Consider the following 17,004-nt stretch of genomic DNA (forward strand, 5'->3'; position numbering starts at 1 on the left):
TACGCAGTATGTATGCTGAGTATGCATAAGGCCGCGGCGCATGTCAAGGGCTTGGGTGAGGAAAATCGTGGTCGGGGCGAAAAGATTTGAACTTTCGGCCTCTCGGTCCCGAACCGAGCGCTCTAACCTGGCTGAGCTACGCCCCGATCAGCGAATGTCAATGATAACCTCTCTCTGGCGCGCCGCCGGAGCATGCCCTCGTAGCTCAGGGGATCAGAGCGCCTCCGTCCTAAGGAGGGCGTCGCAGGTTCGAGTCCTGCCGAGGGCAGTTTTCAGCCTCTAACATGGAGCCCATGATCGCCGCGGAGCTGAATCCGGCGCTCACCCCGGTGACCTTCCTGCTCGGCACCTGGCGCGGAGAAGGGGAGGGACAGTACCCGAGCATCAAGCCCTTCCGCTATCGCGAGGAGATCCGCTTCGCCCACAACGGCAAGCCGTTTCTGATCTACACCCAGCGGACGGAGTCGCTCGAGACCGGCCAGCCGATGCATGCCGAAGCGGGCTACATGCGGCTCGTCGGCGAAGGCCGGGTCGAGTTCGTGATCGCCCAGCCCATCGGCTACGCGGAGATCTCGCTCGGCCGGGTGGATGGCCGGCGGGTCGACGTCGAGTGCGCCAGCGTCGGGCGCACCCCGACCGCCAAGCCGGTCACCGCGATCAGCCGATCGTTCTGGATGGATGGGGAGGCGCTCCGTTACGAGATGAAGATGGGGTTGGAAGGGAATCCGGCGATTCGGCACCTGACGGGCAGCTTCCGCCGCTCGGATTAACGCTGCGGGACGCGCTCCTGCATTCGGCGCACGACTCGTGTCACAACGCCCCGCGGTGAAAGCCGTACGACCCAGGGGATCAACTTGTTGCTGAAGCCGGGAATCACGATCGTCTTGCCCGCCATCAGCCCGCGGTAGCCGGCGAGGGCGACCGAGGCCGCATCGGCGATCTGACTCTGCACGAGGCGCGAGTCCTCCATCACGCCGCGCTGCTGGAAGCCGGTTCGCGTCGGCCCAGGGCTGAGTGCGGTGACCGTAACCCCCGTCCCGCGCAGCTCATTCGACAGCGCCTGAGAGAACGACAGCACGTACGCCTTGCTCGCGTAATAGACGGCCATCAGCGGACCCGGCAGGAATGCCGCCGTCGATGCGAGATTCAAGATGCGGCCGGCTCGACGTTCGACCATCCCCTTGAGGAATAACTTGGTGAGCGCGGTCAGCGCGATGACATTGACCTGCAGCATCTCGAGCTCGATGCGCAGGTCCGTCTCGTTAAAGAGACCGAATACCGGGAAGCCGGCGTTGTTGACCAGCACGTCGACGTGCATCGAGGCGGCGGTGACCTCTTCAAAGATCTCATCGACGGCGCTCGGTTTGGAAAGATCCCTGGCAAGCACCAGCGTCTTGACGCGGTGCTCACTCTCCAGGCGTTCGGCCAGCTCTTTGAGCTTGTCCTGGCTGCGGGCAACCAGGATGCAGTCGTAGCCGTCGCGGGCAAACAGGATCGCCAGCTCATAGCCGATCCCGCCGGACGCGCCGGTAATCAGCGCGGTCTTACTCACGCAAATACTTTCTCACCCGCGCGTACGGGGACCGGCAGCCAGTTCTCGCGCGGCGCGAGCGGGCAGGCCCAACGGGCGTCGTAGGCACACGACGGGTTGTAGGCGAAGTTGAAATCGATCGTGATGTCAGGCGAACCGGCGGTCATTTCGAGGACCAGGCCGTCGGTGTTCTTCACCGTATCGAAGAGGTAGCGCCCACCACCGTAGGTTTCCTTGCCGGACGTGCCATCCCGAAAGGGCAGAAACAGACCTCCGCCATAGCCGACCAGGCTGAAGATGGTGAGCCGGCAATCCTGGCCGCCGAGGCGAAAGTTCAACCAGCCGGCTCGGCGGTAGGTAATGACGCCATCCTCACCGCCGGTGTTGACCACCAGCGGATCGCCCGCGCCGGCGGGCTCGAGGCGCATCGTCAGGCGGTAGCTCGGGTCGTGCTCGAAGTAGAACAGGCCCTTGAACGCCGCCTGGGCTGCGGGCGAGAGCGGCGACTGCGGGTGCATACGAAACAGCTGATCGCGACCCTGCCGAAATCGTTGCAGCGCATCAGGTCCTTTCAGGCGGTAAAGGTCGCCGACACGCCGGCGCCAGTCCGCGAGGTCGACGTAGTGCTGGGGCCCGCGGTCAGCCAGTGATTTCTAGCCTGAGGTGGTCGTCAGCCGCTGTGCTCGACGGCCTGCGCCGCGGGTTCGCGCTCGGGCGCGGGGGACGGTGCGCTGCCATCGGCATGTGATGCGGCCTGGCTCTCACTCGTCGCGGTTCCGTTGGCTGGTGCGGCAGAACCGCGGCGTCGCCCGCGGCGGCGCCGGAACTTGCGGGGCGGGGCCGCGCCGTTTTCCGTGGGTGGTGCTCCGCCCTCCGGTGCCGCGACACCATTGCCTGCGACGGTGGCGCCCGGTGTTACCGGACGAGGCCCGAACCCACGGCGACGCCGGCGCGATCGACCTCCGGCCGCCGGGGCGGCGCCAACCCGCTGCCGCCGACGGTCGCCTCGCTGGCGCCCACCGACCGCCGCGTCCATGGCATGAAGGGCACCGATGCCGGCCACGCGACCCTCGCGCTCGACGTGCTCGAGCAACGGTCGGTAGAGATCCTGTCCCTCGCGGCCGGTCATCGTCTCGATGTCGCCGACCACGACCAGCAGCTGCTTCGCCCGCGAGATCGCGACGTTCAGCCGCTGGGCCTTCTTCAAGAAACCGATCCGCTCCGCTTCGTTGCTCCGCACCAGGCTCAGGATGACGACATCGGCCTCCTCACCCTCGAAGGCATCGACCGTATCGACCGCCAGCCCTGGCAGCGCCACCATCCGCAGCTCGCGCCGCAACTGGGTGACCTGGTCCTGGTACATGGCGATGACGGCGACGCGTAACTGCTCGAGCCCGAGTCGCTGCAGGTGGCGGACCACCCGTCCGACCGCCTCGATCTCGGCGCGGTTCGAGATGCTTCCTGAGCCGCCCTTCTTTTCGCGGCCGCGGATCGTCAGCCAGGTGAGGTTGCGGTTGAAGGGCCACGGCAGCGGCGAGCGCAGCGCCGCCATCTCCGGCGAGTTCCGCAACCGCCCGTCATACGACGCCACCGATACGTAGCTGCCGATTGGCGCCGCCATCCGGTACTGCTCGTCGAGCATGACGAGGTTGCTTTCGGGCAAGACGACCCAGCTCAACTCGAAGAAGCTCGCGTCGCGAACCATCGCCCTCGCCTCGTCGTCCTCGACCGGGAACGCCGCGGCACTCTCGTCCAGGACCGGAGGCAGCTGGCGGTGGTCGCCGACCAGCAGCCAGCGCGGAGCCAGGCGCAATAGCGGCAGCGTTTCGGTGAAGCGGACCTTGTTCGCCTCGTCCAGGATCAGCCAGTCGAACATCTCGGCTTCCTTGCAGGCGAGCGCGATGCGGTTGACTGTGCCGAAGACCACATGGGCGTTGCGCACCCGCGGATCGTCGGCCTCGACGATGCTCGCGCGGAACTTCGGATCGACCTTCTCGGGCTCGGCGATGCGGACCATGCGCAGCGAGTCCAGTCCTTGCAGACGTTCCTGCGCGTTGTCTACCGCCGTATTGGCATGGGAGGTCATGAGGATCCGGACGCTGGGATCGCGCGCCACCAGCTGGCGAACCGTCTCAACGATCGAGGTCGTCTTGCCGGTCCCGGGCGGTCCCTGTACCAGTTGCATGCTCCCGGGGAAAAGATTGACGGCGCTGCGCACCGCCTGCTGCTGGCTCGGGTTGAGGCGCTCATCGAAGGGTTGCAGGTCGCCGGTACCCGGGGGCAGCACCTCGTCGGGGGCGATCAGGAGCGCCGCGACGCGGCGCAAGCTGATGTCGCCCGCCGGAAAGCCATTCAGGGTTCGCTGCTGGACCTCGACGACGGCGGTGATCGGCTGCGGCCGGACCGTGCCCGGACCGAGCAGGCCCTCCTCACGGAGCTTGACCAACCAGCGGCGTCCGCCGCCTTCGCCACGCAGCAGCGTGCCTTCGCGGTCCGCTCCGTGGCCGGTGCGAATGATGACGCGGTCGCCTTCCTTGAACCCGCCTCGACGGCTGAGGACGAGCATCGCCCCGGCGCTGCGGTCGCCGTTGGTGGCGCCGCAGACGGTGCATTTCGCACCGGCCACCTGGAGGCTCTCGCACTTGCTGCAGATCACGCCTTCGGTCTCGACGTCGTAGGGGCGGGCGTCCTGTTCGGCCTGCCAGGCGAGCCATTGCCGCTCGTGGTTGGCAAAGGCCTGGCCGGCCAGGACCAGCGGCAATTGTGCCGCCTCTTCGAGCGCGGTCAACTGCCGGCGGACCCAGTCCTCCTCCGGCACGTAGGAAGCGGCATCAGCCAAAGCTTCGGCGACTTCTAACGTTAGCACGTCTCCCGCATCCTTGGAAGGGTCCGGATCGGGTTGAACCCGCTCGATGACGAAGGCGACATCGCGGCCGGGCAGCCCGAAGAGCTGGCCGGTCAGCCCAAAGCGCTCGATGGTGGTTTCCGTCCGCTTCTGCAGGTTGAGCGTGAAGCGCACCGGAGCGTGCTTGATATCGACGTAGCCGTCACCCTCGGTGGCTTCGGTCAGCAAACCCATCAGGGCCTCCTGGCCGAGGTGGGCGAGCAGGGTCTCGGCCTGGCTCTGCGGCGCGGCGCAAACGAGCAGGCGGACCGCGGTGATGTCAGGGGCCCGATGGGCGAACGGGGACCCCGCGACAACAGGCGGTAACCGTAAGGTCAATGGCGCTCCTTGTGGCGCATAAGATTGGGCCTGGCTTTCACAGGTGGGCCGACGGCTAGCCACCCCTTCGGCAGAGCGTCGGACAGGCGTAAGCGTCAGCCTGTCTAACCCGGCCACCAGTATAACGCCAAACTGGGGCGTTCGCCACTCGGCCGCCGAATACAGGTTTGGCTCCGGTGCACTAGGGTTAGAAGAGGTGGCAAAGAGGGCATCCCTGAGCAAGGGCGAGCGGCGCGTGCAGCGCGCCCTGGAAGTGGCACCGGGTGCGCTCACCTGGACCATCTTGATCGCCCCGGTGGTGGCATCCTTACTGTTCGCCCCCTACATCGCCGTAGCTATCTTTCTCATCGATATCTACTGGTTCGTCCGGACCGCGACGGTCGTCGTCGGCATTCGCAGCACCTATCGAAAGATGAAGCGGGCGATGCTGGAGGATTGGTGGCAGCGCTGCCTTGCGCTGGCGGTCTCACCGACCACGCTCGATCCGCATCGGATCGTGCACGCCGTCCTGATTCCGACCTACACCGAGCCCTACCCGATCCTTCGCGAGACGGTCCGGGCGATCGCCGAGGCCGACTACCCGGCCGAAAACAAGGTGGTAGCGATCATCACTCGGGAAAGCGACCGGCCCGGTTGGGAAAACGTCCACCGGCTCCAGCAGGAGTTTGGCGACCGGTTGCGCGCCTTCATCCACATCAAAGACCCGTTGCTGCCGGGCATCGTGGTGGGCAAGTCGGCCGCGATGGCCTACGGCGGCCCGGTGCTGCGCCGCGAGCTGGAGGCGATGGGCCTCGACCCGAAAGATGTGATCGTCACCGACCTGGATTCGGACTTCCGCGTCCATCGCCAGTACTTCGCCTACGTGACCTATAACTACGTCCAGGAACCGAGGCGGCTCGAGTGCCTTTTCCAGCCGATCCCGATGTTCCACAACAACCTCTGGCGCGTGCCCTTCGCGGTGCGCATCATGGCAAGCGCCTGCACCCAGTGGCAGATGTTCCTCTCATCGCGGCCCGACCGGCTGGTCGCCTTCAGCAGCTATTCGATGTCGCTCGACCTGGTCATCAAGGCCGACTACTGGGACGACGACGTCATCCCGGAGGATTCCCGCTTCTACTGGAAGTCCTTCTTCGCGACCCACGGCCGCTTGAAGATGTTCCCGATCTTCCTCCCGATCTACGGCGACGCGCCCGAGGCCTCCGACCGAGGCATGCCGTGGGAGCGAGTCAAGACGCACGCCAATCAGTACAACCAGATCAAGCGCTGGGCTTGGGGCGTCAGTGATGTGCCCTACGCGACGGTCCGGCTGCTGCGCCACCCTGAGATCCCCCTCTGGCTGCGCGCGCGGCGCTACGGCTACATGATCTTCAACCACTTGACCTGGGCGACGCTGCCGCTCCTGCTGCTGTTTGGCGCCGCCCTGCCGCGCCTCCTGTCGGAGGACTGGAACCTGACCCTCGCCGCCGACCAGCTCGGCCTTTACGCCTTTATCCTGATCAACATCGCGTTCCTGAACATCGCCGCGCTGATCCTCGTGGAACGGCGCATCAATCCGCCGATGCCGCGCACCTGGGGAGTGCCGCATCAGATCTGGGCTTACGTCCAGCTTGGCCTGTATCCCGTCGTCGGGCTGCTGTTCAGCGTCCTGCCCGCACTGGAGGCGCAGACCCGTCTGATGCTTGGCATGTACCTCGAGTATCAGGTCACGGAGAAGGTCTCGGAGGGGACGGCGTAGCCCGGCTCAGGGCCGCGGCCTGGCACTACCAGGCATCGATCGGTGTGCTGGCGATCCTCGTCGTCGCCGCCGTCTTGCGCACGTTTCGGCTGGACACCTTCCCGCCGGGTCTGTACGCAGACGTCGCGGCCAACGGGCTGGACGCGCTGGGCGTACCCAAGCACGGCCTGCAGGTCATCTACCCCCGGGGAACCGGCAACGGCATCGAAGGCATGATCTCCTGGCTCGATGGGGTCAGCGTCGCCCTGGTGGGTGGCAAACCGATCGCTCTCTACCTGACGACGGTCGTCATCGGCCTGGTCACGCTCCCCATCCAATACCTGCTAGGAAGCCGCCTCTTCGGGCGCCGCATCGGCCTCATCAGCACCGCGCTCCTGGCCGTGTCCTTCTGGGCCGTCCACTACAGCCGGCTCGGTTACCGAACCGTCCTCGTCCCGCTCTTCCTCGACCTCTCATTTCTGGCTCTCTTCTGGGCCGTCCGGCGCGGTGGGAACTGGCGCTGGGCCCTGGCCGGCGCGGTGATCAGCCTCGGGTTCTATACCTATACGGGCTACCGGCTGGTGCTGCTGGTGCTTGCGGGGTTGATCGTCCAGCGGATCCGGGCCGGTCGCCAGCTGCCGGGGACGCGGTCATCGTGGGCCGTCTACGTCGTTGCCGCCGCGGTGGTGGTGGCGCCGCTCGCGATCGCCACGTTGCTGCACCCCGAGGTGCTCAATCGAGCCGCCGGCGTCTCCGTCCTGGGCGGAGGGCCGATCCTCGGCCTACCGTTCCGGCTCGCCGATCACGCGTGGCGGACACTCGCCGTCTTCAACCTCTGGGGCGACCCCGAACGCCAATACAACGTCCCGCATCTGCCGCTCTTCGATCCCCTGGTGGGCCTCGCCTTCCTGGCCGGGATCGTGGTGGCGGTCAAGCGCTGGCGCGAGAGTCGTTACGCCCTGTTGCTGCTCTGGCTCGGCGTGTTCACCCTGGTGGTCGGGCTGACGGATCGCACGCCGCACATGCTCCGCGGCAGCGGGTTGGTTCCGGCCGCCTACCTGCTGGCCGCGGTAGGCCTGGACGCCGTCCTCCAAAAGGTGTGGCCGCGGCGCGCGACACTGGCGGCCGCGGCCGTCTGGGTGGTCAGCCTCGCCTGGACGGCCATCTTCTACTTTGCCGTCTACCCGACCGTGCCCGGTCTGTATATCGAGTGGATGGGCGACCGGGTCGACGTCGGGCGATTCATGGATGCCACGGATTGGAACGGTCGCCAGCTCTACGTTGCCATCACGTTCACCAACCGCGGGATGGTCAACCCGGATCCGTTCCGCGCCATCCCCATTCAATTCATGACCGAGGGGCACGTCCCGTGGACGTTTCTGGACTACCGGAAGGTGGCGCAGCTGCCTGGGGACGTGCCCATCGCCGTCGTGGTCGACGAACGGGACCGCGTCGTGCTCAGCGGGCTGGCGGCTCGTTTTCCGGATGGCTACGTGGCGTACGTGATGCCACTCCCGCAGCGCCCGGTCGCGATCTTTCTTCATGGTGACGCCGGGTGGTTCCATCCCGCACTGAGTCGTCCCTACTCGAACTGGTAGCGCTCAGCGCAGCCCGACGGCTTTCTGGACGCGATGCAAGGTGGCGTTCGCGATCGGCGTCAACCGGTCGGCCGCCCGGCGCAGCTGTTGCATCAGCGCAGGGTCGTCCGATCGGATCTCGTGGTAGCGCTGCTGGATCGGCGTCAACACCTCGATCACGGCGTCGGCCACAGCAGTCTTGAGCACGCTATATGACGTGCCCGCGAACTCCCGCTCAATAGCCGGCCAATCCAGCTCCTTGATCGTTGCGTAGATTTCGAGGAGATTCCTGACCCCCGGCCCCACTGGGAATTGCACCGAGGGCTGGGCATCAGTCTGGGCCCTTGCCAGCTTCTTCCGGATCAGCTCGGGCGGATCGAGCAAAAAGATCGCGTGCCCGGGGACCTCAGCGGCAAGGCTCTTGCTCATCTTGTTTTCCGGGTTGTCGAGGCCCATGATCCGAGCGCCCGACTTCTGGATCATCGCCTCGGGCAGCACGAAGATCTCGCCGAAACGCTGGTTCATTCGCTGCGCCACATCTCGCGTGAGCTCGATGTGCTGCCGCTGATCGTCACCGACCGGGACGAACCGGGTGTCGTACAGAAGGATGTCAGCGGCCATCAGGGCCGGGTAGGTGAAGAGGCCGGCGCTCGATCGCTCGCGGTCCTTTCCGCTCTTCTCCTTGAACTGCGTCATCCGCTCCAGCCAACCCAGGGGAATGAAGCAGTCGAGGATCCAGGCGAGCTCGGCATGCGCCGAAATGTGCGACTGAACGAACATCGCCTGCTCGGGCCTGATGCCGCTGGCCAGGTAGATCGCGGCCAGGTCGAGGGTGTTCTCCCTCAGCGCCGTCGGGTCCTGGGGAACGGTAATCGCGTGCAGGTCGACGATGCAGAAGATGTTGTCGTACTTGTCCTGGTCGCGAACCCAGTTGCGGATCGCCCCGAGGTAATTACCGATGTGGAGGCCGCCGCTCGGCTGGATCCCGCTGAACACCCGCGGCTTTCCTGCCGACTGCATCCACGAATGTTAAGGAACGCCAGTGCCGGCGTTCCTACAGCAACTGAATCGTGTAGGTAAAGTCCGCCGTTACCGTCTTGCCGCCGCCGACCGTGACCGTCGTAGGGCCGCTGAATCCGGCGAAGCCCTGCCTGGTCGACCCCTCCTCCATCGCGCGGACGCGATAGGTTCCCGGCTTGAGATCGATTCGGTAGGCGCCGGATGAATCCGTCGTGATCTTGGAGGGGCTTCCCGCATCGTTCGGCTGAAACGTCAGCGTCGCGCCCGCCATCGGCTGCGCCGGGCAGCCGGTCTGCTCCGGGCGGTAGGCGCCGCCGCAGGCCTTGATTCGCACGTGTCCGGTTACGGTGCCCGTGGCAGGCGCGAACAACGATGCGACGCCGCCGCATCCGGCGAGGGTCGCCGCGAGCAGACAGGCGATGAGGCCGCGCGAGAGCATCCTCTCTATAAGACGGAGCGGACGGCCAGATGGTTCCGCTTCGATCTCGTTACGAATTGCCGGTTGAACTCTACTAGAATCCGCGCCGTGAGCGAACGGCTCGCGTCAAAGACCCTGCGCAACAGCATGCTGGTCGTCGGAGCGCGGGCCGTTGCCAAGCTGTCGGTCTTCGTTGTCGTCGTCTTGCTCTGGCGCCACCTGGGCGCCGACAACTACGGCCGCTTTGCCACCATGATCGTCTACGTCACGCTCCTCGGGATCGTCGCCGACCTCGGGTTGCAGACGGTGTTCATCCGCGACGCTTCCCGAGACCGGACCGTCTTGCCGCGCTACCTCGGGAACCTGCTCAGCGCTCGGCTGCTGCTCTCGCTGCTGGCACTCGTCATCCTGGCGGTCGCCCTGCGCCTGCTCAGCCCGGCATTGTTTCCCTACACTCTGGCCGCCTTCGTTCTCTTGCTGACCACGAGTTACTCGAGCCTGCTGCGCGCCGTCTTCTACATCCGGGGTCGCCTCGGTTACGAGGCGATCGCGATCGTCGCCGAATCGCTGTTGCTGCTCGGGCTGACGATCGTCGCCATCGAGCAGCGGGCAACCTGGGACGCGTTCCTCTGGGTCTACGCGGCCAGCTACCTCTTTACCTGTCTTTTTGCGTTTGGCGTGATCCGCTGGGGCTGGCACGAGCGGGTCACCATCCGGCTCGATGCCGTCTTGGTGCGGAGGCTGCTCGCCGCTGGGCTGCCGCTGGCGCTGGCGTTCACCGTCACGACGATCTATGCGCAGCTCGACATCGTGCTACTGCAGCTCTTCAAGAACTTCCAGGTGGTTGGCTGGTACTCGGCGGCGAACAAGTACATCGACGCGGTCGCCTGGGTGCCGCAGTCGGCGATGGGCGCGGTCTTCCCGGCGCTGTCGCTGCTCGCGGCGGGCGATCGCCGCCGGCTGGCCTTTGCCTACGAGAAGTCCTACAAGATGCTCGCCATCCTCGGCCTGCCGCTGGCAGTCGGCCTGGGGGTGACGGCCGATTCCATCGTGCATGTCACGCGCGGCTTCGAGCAATCGATCCCGGCGCTGCGCATCCTCGCCCCGTCGGTCGCGCTGCTGTTTGTCAACAACGCCTTCATCTACACGCTGACCGCGATCAACCGCCAGCTCGATTTCACCCGACTCGCGCTCGTCACGCTTGCTGTCAACGTTATCCTCAACCTCGTCCTGATTCCGCCGTACGGCTACCTGGGGGCGGCGGCCGCCTCGACCATCACCGAGGTCGCCCTCTTCGCGGGCGGCTGGTGGCTGCTGCGGCGGCATCTCGCCGCGCTCTCGATCGTTGGCAGCATCGCGCCCGTGCTGGCCAGCGCGGCGATCATGGGGATCGTCGTTTACAGCGTTCGCACCTGGCCGCTCGTCGTCGTGATCATCATCGGGGCCGCGGTCTACCTCGTCGGACTGCTGGCCCTGCGCGCCCTCAATTCTGAAGAGTGGTCGATCGTGCGCTCCGGCTTCAGGGGCCGGTAGTTACCTAAACTACTCGCGTGCCGGATGATGGCGACGTCGTGCGCGCCCTGTCGGAGAAGATCCGCGACGTGCCGAACTTCCCCAAAGAGGGGATTCTCTTCAAGGACATCACGACCCTCCTTCAGGACGCCGCCGCCTTTCGGCAGGCGGTGGACATCATGGCCGGAACCTATCGAGGCAAGGTGGTCGACCTGGTGGTCGGGGTGGAGTCGCGTGGTTTCATCTTTGGCGGCGCGCTCGCTTACCTTCTCGACGCGGGCTTCGTCCCGGTGCGCAAGGAGGGCAAGCTCCCCGGCCAGAAGATCTCCGAAGCCTACGCGCTCGAGTACGGCTCCGCGGTGCTCGAGATCCACAAGGATGCGATCAAGCCGGGGCAGTCGGTCGTCATCGTCGATGATCTGCTGGCGACCGGGGGAACGGCGAGGACGACCGCCAGCCTGGTCCAGCAGTTGGGCGGCCGTGTCGTCGGGATCACCTTCCTGATCGAGCTCAAATTCCTCAAAGGGGCCGACAACCTGTCCGAATACAACGTCGTGTCCCACTTGAAGTTCTAGGTGGGCGATTCCGTCAGTCCGATCCTCGTGGTCGGCTCGGTCGCGCTCGACACGGTGCACACCCCGACGGAAAGCGCCACCGATGTGCTCGGCGGCGGGGCCAGCTACTTCTGCCTCGCCGGGTCGATCTTCGCCCCGATCCGGCTGGTTGCCGTGGTCGGCGACGATTTCTCGCCGGCAAATCGCGCCCTCCTCGAATCGCGCAACATCGATCTGGGCGGTCTCGAGGTCCTCGAGGGCAAGACCTTCCGCTGGACGGCTCGCTACTCGGGCGTCCGGCTCGAGGAGCGCGAGACGCTGGATACCCAGCTCAACGTCTTTGCCGGGTTCCACCCGGTGCTGCCGGCCGCCTACCGCAGCTCGCGAGTCGTCTTCCTCTCCAACATTCAGCCGGACCTGCAGCTCGACGTCCTCGACCAGGTCGAGAAGGCGGATTTCGTCGCCTGCGACACGATCAAGCTCTGGCTCGACACCGCCCGGCCCGGCCTCGAGCGCGTGTTCCGGCGTGTCGATTGCGTGCTCGTCAACGACGAGGAGGCCGTCCAATTCTCGGGCCAGCGGTTCCTCCCCGCGGCCGCGCGCCACATCCTCTCTTACGGGCCGCGGGTCGTGATCATCAAGCGCGGCGAGAACGGCTCACTCCTCTTTACCCGGGATCGGGTTTTCCTGGCGCCGGCCCACCCCCTCGAGACCGTGCGCGATCCGACCGGTGCCGGCGACGCCTTCGCCGGTGGCCTGCTGGGCGCGGTCGCGCGCGCGGGTCATCACGGGGACGACGTTCTGCGGCGCGGCATGCTCTACGGCAGCGTGCTGGGTTCGCTGGCGGTGGAAGACTTCAGCGTGCTCCGTATCGCCAGGGCCAACATGCCCGAGATCGAGGGCCGGTTGAGTACGCTTGTGGACATGATTTCTCTCAACGGCCCTCGGGCCCAGTAGCGGTATGGCGACCATTCCCGCGCAGCGATACGACATCAAGGACCTGAAGCTGGCCGACGACGGCCGGCGGATGATCGAATGGGCCGCGCAGGAAATGCCCGTTCTGCAGCAGATCCGCGAACGCTTCAAGCGCGAACAGCCGCTCAAGGGTCAGCGGCTTGCCGCCTGTCTGCACGTGACGACCGAGACGGCGAACCTTGCCATCACGCTCAAGGCCGGCGGCGCCGACCTCGTCCTCTGCGCCTCGAACCCCCTCTCGACCACCGATGCGGCGGCAGCCGCGCTGGTCGCCGACCACGGCATCAGTGTCTTCGCGATCAAGGGCGAGGACAACGAGACCTATTACCGGCACATCGCCTCCGCCCTCGAGCACCGGCCGACGATGACGATGGACGACGGCGCCGACCTCGTCGCCGCGCTGCACAAGGATCGCACCGACTTGATCGGCGACGTCATCGGTGGCACCGAGGAGACGACCACCGGCGTGGTCCGGCTGCGCAGCATGGCCGAGAAGAAGGTGCTCCGCTATCCGATCGTGGCCGTCAACGAGGCCATGACCAAGCACTTCTTCGATAACCGCTATGGCACCGGCCAGAGCACGATCGACGGCATCATCCGCGCTACCAACGTGCTGCTCGCCGGCAAGGTCTTCGTCGTCGCCGGCTACGGCTGGTGCGGCCGTGGCCTGGCCATGCGGGCCCGCGGCATGGGGGCCCACGTGATCGTGACCGAGGTGGAACCCGTCCGGGCGCTGGAGGCGGTGATGGACGGCTACCGGGTGATGCCGATGAAGGACGCGGCCAGGGAGGGTGACCTCTTCGTGACCGTCACCGGCGACATCAACGTGGTCGACGAGCCGCATCTCAAGGCGATGAAGAGTGGTGCCATCCTGGCCAACTCGGGGCACTTCAACGACGAGATCAACCTGAGCGCGCTTGACGGGATGGCCGAGAGCGTTCGCACCATCCGCTCGTCCCTCGAGGAGTACCGGCTGCGCGACGGGCGCAAGCTCTTCGTGCTGGGCGAGGGTCGCCTGGTCAACCTGGCGGCGGCCGAAGGCCACCCGGCGGCGGTCATGGACATGAGCTTCGCCAACCAGGCGCTCAGCGCCGAGTATCTCGTCTCGCACGCGAGCGAATTGCAACCGAAGGTCTACCCCGTCCCCGACGACATCGATCGCGAGATCGCTCGGCTAAAATTGGCCGCGATGCACATCGCGATCGATTCGCTCACCGCCGAGCAGGCGCAGTACCTGAGCGGCTGGGAGTCGGGGACGCGATGAATCGCCGCAACCATCTCTTTACCTCGGAGTCCGTCACCGAGGGCCACCCCGACAAGATCGCCGACCAGATCTCGGACGCCATCCTCGACGCCATCATGGCGAAGGACCCGTTGGGGCGGGTCGCCTGCGAGACCGCGGTCACCACCGGGCTGGCCTTTGTCATTGGTGAGATCACGACCGACACCTACGTCGAGATGCGGGACATCATCCGCGACACCATCGAGCAGGCCGGCTACGACCATCCGGGCTTCGGCTTCGACGCCGAAACCTGCGGCGTGATCGTCTCCATCCAGAAGCAGTCACCCGACATCGCCCAGGGCGTCGACACCGGCGGCGCCGGTGACCAGGGCATGATGTTCGGCTTCGCCTGTGACGAAACGCCGGAGCTGATGCCGATGCCGATTCAGCTCGCCCATCAACTGGCCCGGCAGCTGGCGCGCGTTCGCAAGGACAAGACGCTGCCCTACCTCGGGCCCGATGGCAAGACGCAGGTGACGATCGAGTACATCGACGGCCGCCCGATGCGCATCGATACCGTCGTGCTCTCCGCGCAGCACACCGAGGACGTCGAGCTGGAGCGGATCCGTGAGGACCTGCAGGAGCTGGTCCTCGAGCAGGTGGTCCCGGCGAAGATGCTTGACCGGCGCTCGACCATCCATGTCAACCCGACCGGGCGGTTCGTCCTTGGCGGACCCAGGGCCGATGCGGGTGTGACCGGACGCAAGATCATCGTCGACAGCTACGGCGGCTACGCCCGGCACGGCGGCGGCTGCTTCAGCGGGAAAGACCCCTCGAAGGTCGACCGCTCGGGTGCCTACGCCGCTCGCTACGTCGCCAAGAACATCGTGGCCGCCGGGCTGGCGAGCCATTGCGAGATCCAGGTCGCTTACGCCATTGGCGTGCGCAAGCCGGTGTCGGTTTTCGTCGAGACGTTCGGGACCGAGCGCGTCCCGGTCCCCAAAATCGAGCACCTGGTCCAGAAGCACTTCGACCTCAGCCCGCTCGAGATCATCCGGCAGCTGGAGCTGCGCCGCCCGATCTACAAGCAGACGGCGGCCTACGGCCACTTCGGCCGCTCCGACGTCGACCTTCCGTGGGAACGGACCGACAAGGCGGACCTGCTCGCCTCCGAGGCGGGTGTCCAACGGCTCCAGGTGGTGGAGTCGCAGGACGGCTAAGACCGTCCTTGTCACGGGGGTCGACGGCTTCGCCGGAAGCCACCTCTGCGAGCTTTTGATGCGGCGACGCCACACCGTCCACGGCACGATCCGGCAAGCCCGACCGGCTCCGCGGGCGGAGCTGCCGGCCCAGGTCCGGACCCACCAGGTCGACCTGCTCGATCGCGATCGGGTCGACACCCTGGTTCGCGAGATTCAGCCGCAGTGGGTGTTTCACCTCGCCGCGCTGAGCAGCCCGGCTGCGTCCTGGGATGATCCGGCCGGGACGATCGCCACCAACGCCAGCCTCGAAGCCAATCTGCTGGCGGCGGTCGTCAAGCAGAAGCCGATGCCCCGTGTCGTGGTGGTCGGCTCCGCGGACGAGTACGGCCGGCCGGTCGGCCGCGTGCGCCGGCTCGACGAGGCCACACCGCTGCGGCCCCTGACACCGTACGGGGTGAGCAAGGTGACCCAGGACCTGCTGGCGCTGCAGTATCACCTGAGTCACGGCCTGCCCGCGATCCGGCTGCGACCCTTCAACCATGCCGGCCCGCGGCAGGCGCCGCAGTTCGCCATCGCCAGCTTCGCCCAGCAGATCGCGCGCATCGAGCTGGGCAAGCAGCCGCCGATCATGAAGGTCGGCAACCTCGAGGCGCGGCGCGACTTCACCGACGTGCGCGACATCGTGCGCGCCTACCTGCTGGCGGCGGAGAAGGGAAAGCCGGGCGAGGTCTACAACATCGGCTCGGGGACGGCACCACGGCTCCGCGAGCTCGTAGCCAAGCTCTTGAAAATGACGCGTGCCTCGATCACGCTTGAGGTGGATCCCGCGCGGACGCAGCCCGTCGAGGCGGAGGTGTATGTCTGCGACGCGCGTCGCTTCGAGCGGCTGACGGGCTGGCGCCCGCGAATCGCGCTGGACACGATGCTACGCGACACGCTCGACGACTGGCGGCGTCACGAGCGGAGCGCCGCCTGATGGCGCGGCATGTCGTGATCCTGGCGGGCGGGAGCGGGACCCGGCTCTGGCCGCGTTCGCGCGAGAAGTCGCCCAAGCACCTGCTGACCCTGCAGGGTGAGCAGTCGTTGCTCCAGTCGACCGTGGCACGCGTCGCGCGCCTGACGGACAACGTTTACGTCGTGACCGAACAGTCGCAGGTGAAGAGCATCCGCGAACAACTCCCCGAGCTGACCGACCAGCAGTTCATCGTCGAGCCGGCGCGGCGCGGGACCGCCTCGGCGCTCGGCCTCGCCGCAGTCGCGATCGCGGAGCGCGATCCGCAGGCCACCATGCTCTCGGTCCACGCCGATCACTATCTCGGTCATGACGAGGATGCCTACTTGAAAACGCTCGACGCCGAGGCACGGTGGGCGGAGGAGAAGCGCTCGCTGGTGACGGTCGGTTTGCGTCCGCCCTATGCGTCGACCGCCTTCGGCTACATCCAGGTCGGTCCGGCGCTCGACGGCGACCAGGCGCCGGCGGTCCATCGCGTGAAAGCCTTCGTCGAGAAGCCGGACCTTCAAACCGCCCAACGGTACGTGGCCGCCGGGGACTATCTCTGGAACCTCGGCCTCTTCAGCTGGCCGGTCGACGTGCTCTTCAGCGAGATGGCGAAGCACGCTCCGGAACTGTACGCGGGGCTGGAGCAGGTGAGGCACGCCCGCCGGGCTGCGCGCCCGGATGACGCCGATCGCATCTACCGGGCGTTGCCCACCGCGGCGATCGATTACGCCGTACTGGAGCGCACCAAGAACCTGCTGGTCGTCGGCGCCACCTTCGAGTGGCACGACCTGGGATCCTGGGCCGACCTGCACGACATCCTGCAGCAGGACGAAGCGGGCAACTTCGTCGAGGGCGACTCGGTGCTGATCGACTCGAAGAACTGCATGATCCACTCCCCGCACAAGCTCGTCGCCGCGGTCGGCCTCGAGGATATGGTCGTGATCGAGACCGACGACGCGATTCTCATCTGTCCGAAAGCGCGCTCCCAGGATGTCAAGCTGATCGTCGATCGTCTCAAGCAGATGGGCAAGACCGAATACCTGTGACCGTCGCTAC

16 protein-coding genes and 2 tRNA genes are annotated in these 17,004 nt (G+C 66.3%); 12 read left to right on the forward strand and 6 right to left on the reverse strand.

Features of this window, described 5'->3' with window-relative positions:
* Positions 1-68: 68 nt before the first annotated feature.
* Positions 69-146, reverse strand: a tRNA-Pro gene (locus tag VHK65_05990).
* Between the two features lie 48 nt (positions 147-194).
* On the opposite strand from VHK65_05990, the gene VHK65_05995 reads away from it, so the two are divergent.
* Together VHK65_05995 and VHK65_06000 are read left to right on the forward strand one after the other, a co-directional pair.
* Positions 195-268, forward strand: a tRNA-Arg gene (locus VHK65_05995).
* 28 nt (positions 269-296) lie between these two features.
* Entirely contained in the window at positions 297-770 is a 474-nt protein-coding gene (locus VHK65_06000; GenBank protein ID HVS05703.1) for an FABP family protein, read from the forward strand.
* Here the strand turns inward: VHK65_06000 and VHK65_06005 are convergent.
* Together VHK65_06005 and VHK65_06010 are read right to left on the reverse strand one after the other, a co-directional pair.
* A complete protein-coding gene (locus tag VHK65_06005) occupies positions 767-1,552 on the reverse strand; it encodes an SDR family oxidoreductase (GenBank protein HVS05704.1) in 786 nt (261 codons plus the stop codon). The two genes, VHK65_06000 and VHK65_06005, sit on opposite strands and share 4 nt — an antisense overlap.
* Positions 1,549-2,049, reverse strand: a complete 501-nt coding sequence (locus tag VHK65_06010) for a DUF1684 domain-containing protein (protein HVS05705.1) — start codon at positions 2,047-2,049, stop codon at positions 1,549-1,551. Before VHK65_06010 ends, VHK65_06005 begins: the two co-directional genes overlap by 4 nt.
* On the opposite strand from VHK65_06010, the gene VHK65_06015 reads away from it, so the two are divergent.
* Positions 2,044-2,181, forward strand: a complete 138-nt coding sequence (locus tag VHK65_06015; GenBank protein HVS05706.1) for a hypothetical protein — start codon at positions 2,044-2,046, stop codon at positions 2,179-2,181. The genes VHK65_06010 and VHK65_06015 overlap by 6 nt on opposite strands.
* A gap of 20 nt (positions 2,182-2,201) precedes the next feature.
* On the opposite strand, the gene VHK65_06020 is transcribed toward VHK65_06015, so the two are convergent.
* Positions 2,202-4,754 (reverse strand): AAA domain-containing protein, encoded by a 2,553-nt coding sequence (locus tag VHK65_06020; GenBank protein ID HVS05707.1) that lies wholly within the window; start codon positions 4,752-4,754, stop codon positions 2,202-2,204.
* Positions 4,755-4,950: 196 nt separating this feature from the next.
* Between VHK65_06020 and VHK65_06025 the strand changes: the two genes are divergently transcribed.
* Both VHK65_06025 and VHK65_06030 read left to right on the forward strand, forming a co-directional pair.
* The gene (locus VHK65_06025) at positions 4,951-6,489 is read left to right on the forward strand and encodes a glycosyltransferase family 2 protein (GenBank protein ID HVS05708.1); all 1,539 of its coding nucleotides are present in this window, start codon (positions 4,951-4,953) and stop codon (positions 6,487-6,489) included.
* A gap of 44 nt (positions 6,490-6,533) precedes the next feature.
* A complete protein-coding gene (locus VHK65_06030; GenBank protein HVS05709.1) occupies positions 6,534-8,066 on the forward strand; it encodes a glycosyltransferase family 39 protein in 1,533 nt (510 codons plus the stop codon).
* A gap of 3 nt (positions 8,067-8,069) precedes the next feature.
* On the opposite strand, the gene trpS is transcribed toward VHK65_06030, so the two are convergent.
* A complete protein-coding gene (trpS, locus tag VHK65_06035) occupies positions 8,070-9,065 on the reverse strand; it encodes a tryptophan--tRNA ligase (protein ID HVS05710.1) in 996 nt (331 codons plus the stop codon).
* A 34-nt stretch (positions 9,066-9,099) separates the two neighbouring features.
* Positions 9,100-9,504: a carboxypeptidase-like regulatory domain-containing protein gene (locus tag VHK65_06040; GenBank protein ID HVS05711.1), complete on the reverse strand. Its 405-nt coding sequence runs from the start codon at positions 9,502-9,504 to the stop codon at positions 9,100-9,102.
* A gap of 87 nt (positions 9,505-9,591) precedes the next feature.
* On the opposite strand from VHK65_06040, the gene VHK65_06045 reads away from it, so the two are divergent.
* Genes VHK65_06045 through VHK65_06075 form a run of 7 tightly spaced genes read left to right on the forward strand, consistent with a single transcriptional unit; the run spans position 9,592 to position 16,994 of the window.
* Positions 9,592-11,016, forward strand: coding sequence for a flippase (locus tag VHK65_06045; GenBank protein ID HVS05712.1), 1,425 nt, complete (start codon positions 9,592-9,594; stop codon positions 11,014-11,016).
* A gap of 17 nt (positions 11,017-11,033) precedes the next feature.
* Positions 11,034-11,570: an adenine phosphoribosyltransferase gene (locus VHK65_06050; GenBank protein ID HVS05713.1), complete on the forward strand. Its 537-nt coding sequence runs from the start codon at positions 11,034-11,036 to the stop codon at positions 11,568-11,570.
* Complete coding sequence (locus VHK65_06055) at positions 11,571-12,506, forward strand: PfkB family carbohydrate kinase (GenBank protein HVS05714.1); 936 nt, start codon at positions 11,571-11,573, stop codon at positions 12,504-12,506.
* 4 nt (positions 12,507-12,510) lie between these two features.
* Complete coding sequence (ahcY, locus tag VHK65_06060) at positions 12,511-13,788, forward strand: adenosylhomocysteinase (GenBank protein ID HVS05715.1); 1,278 nt, start codon at positions 12,511-12,513, stop codon at positions 13,786-13,788.
* Positions 13,785-14,966: a methionine adenosyltransferase gene (gene metK, locus VHK65_06065; protein ID HVS05716.1), complete on the forward strand. Its 1,182-nt coding sequence runs from the start codon at positions 13,785-13,787 to the stop codon at positions 14,964-14,966. The genes ahcY and metK overlap by 4 nt, the downstream gene beginning before the upstream one ends.
* Positions 14,926-15,924 carry a GDP-mannose 4,6-dehydratase gene (locus VHK65_06070; GenBank protein ID HVS05717.1) on the forward strand — a complete coding sequence of 333 codons (999 nt, stop codon included), beginning with the start codon at positions 14,926-14,928 and terminating at the stop codon, positions 15,922-15,924. The genes metK and VHK65_06070 overlap by 41 nt, the downstream gene beginning before the upstream one ends.
* Positions 15,924-16,994, forward strand: coding sequence for a sugar phosphate nucleotidyltransferase (locus VHK65_06075; GenBank protein HVS05718.1), 1,071 nt, complete (start codon positions 15,924-15,926; stop codon positions 16,992-16,994). Before VHK65_06070 ends, VHK65_06075 begins: the two co-directional genes overlap by 1 nt.
* Positions 16,995-17,004 lie beyond the last annotated feature (10 nt).

The sequence above is a fragment of the Candidatus Dormiibacterota bacterium genome, from assembly GCA_035544955.1.
Classification (GTDB): Bacteria; Chloroflexota; Dormibacteria; order CF-121; family CF-121; genus CF-13.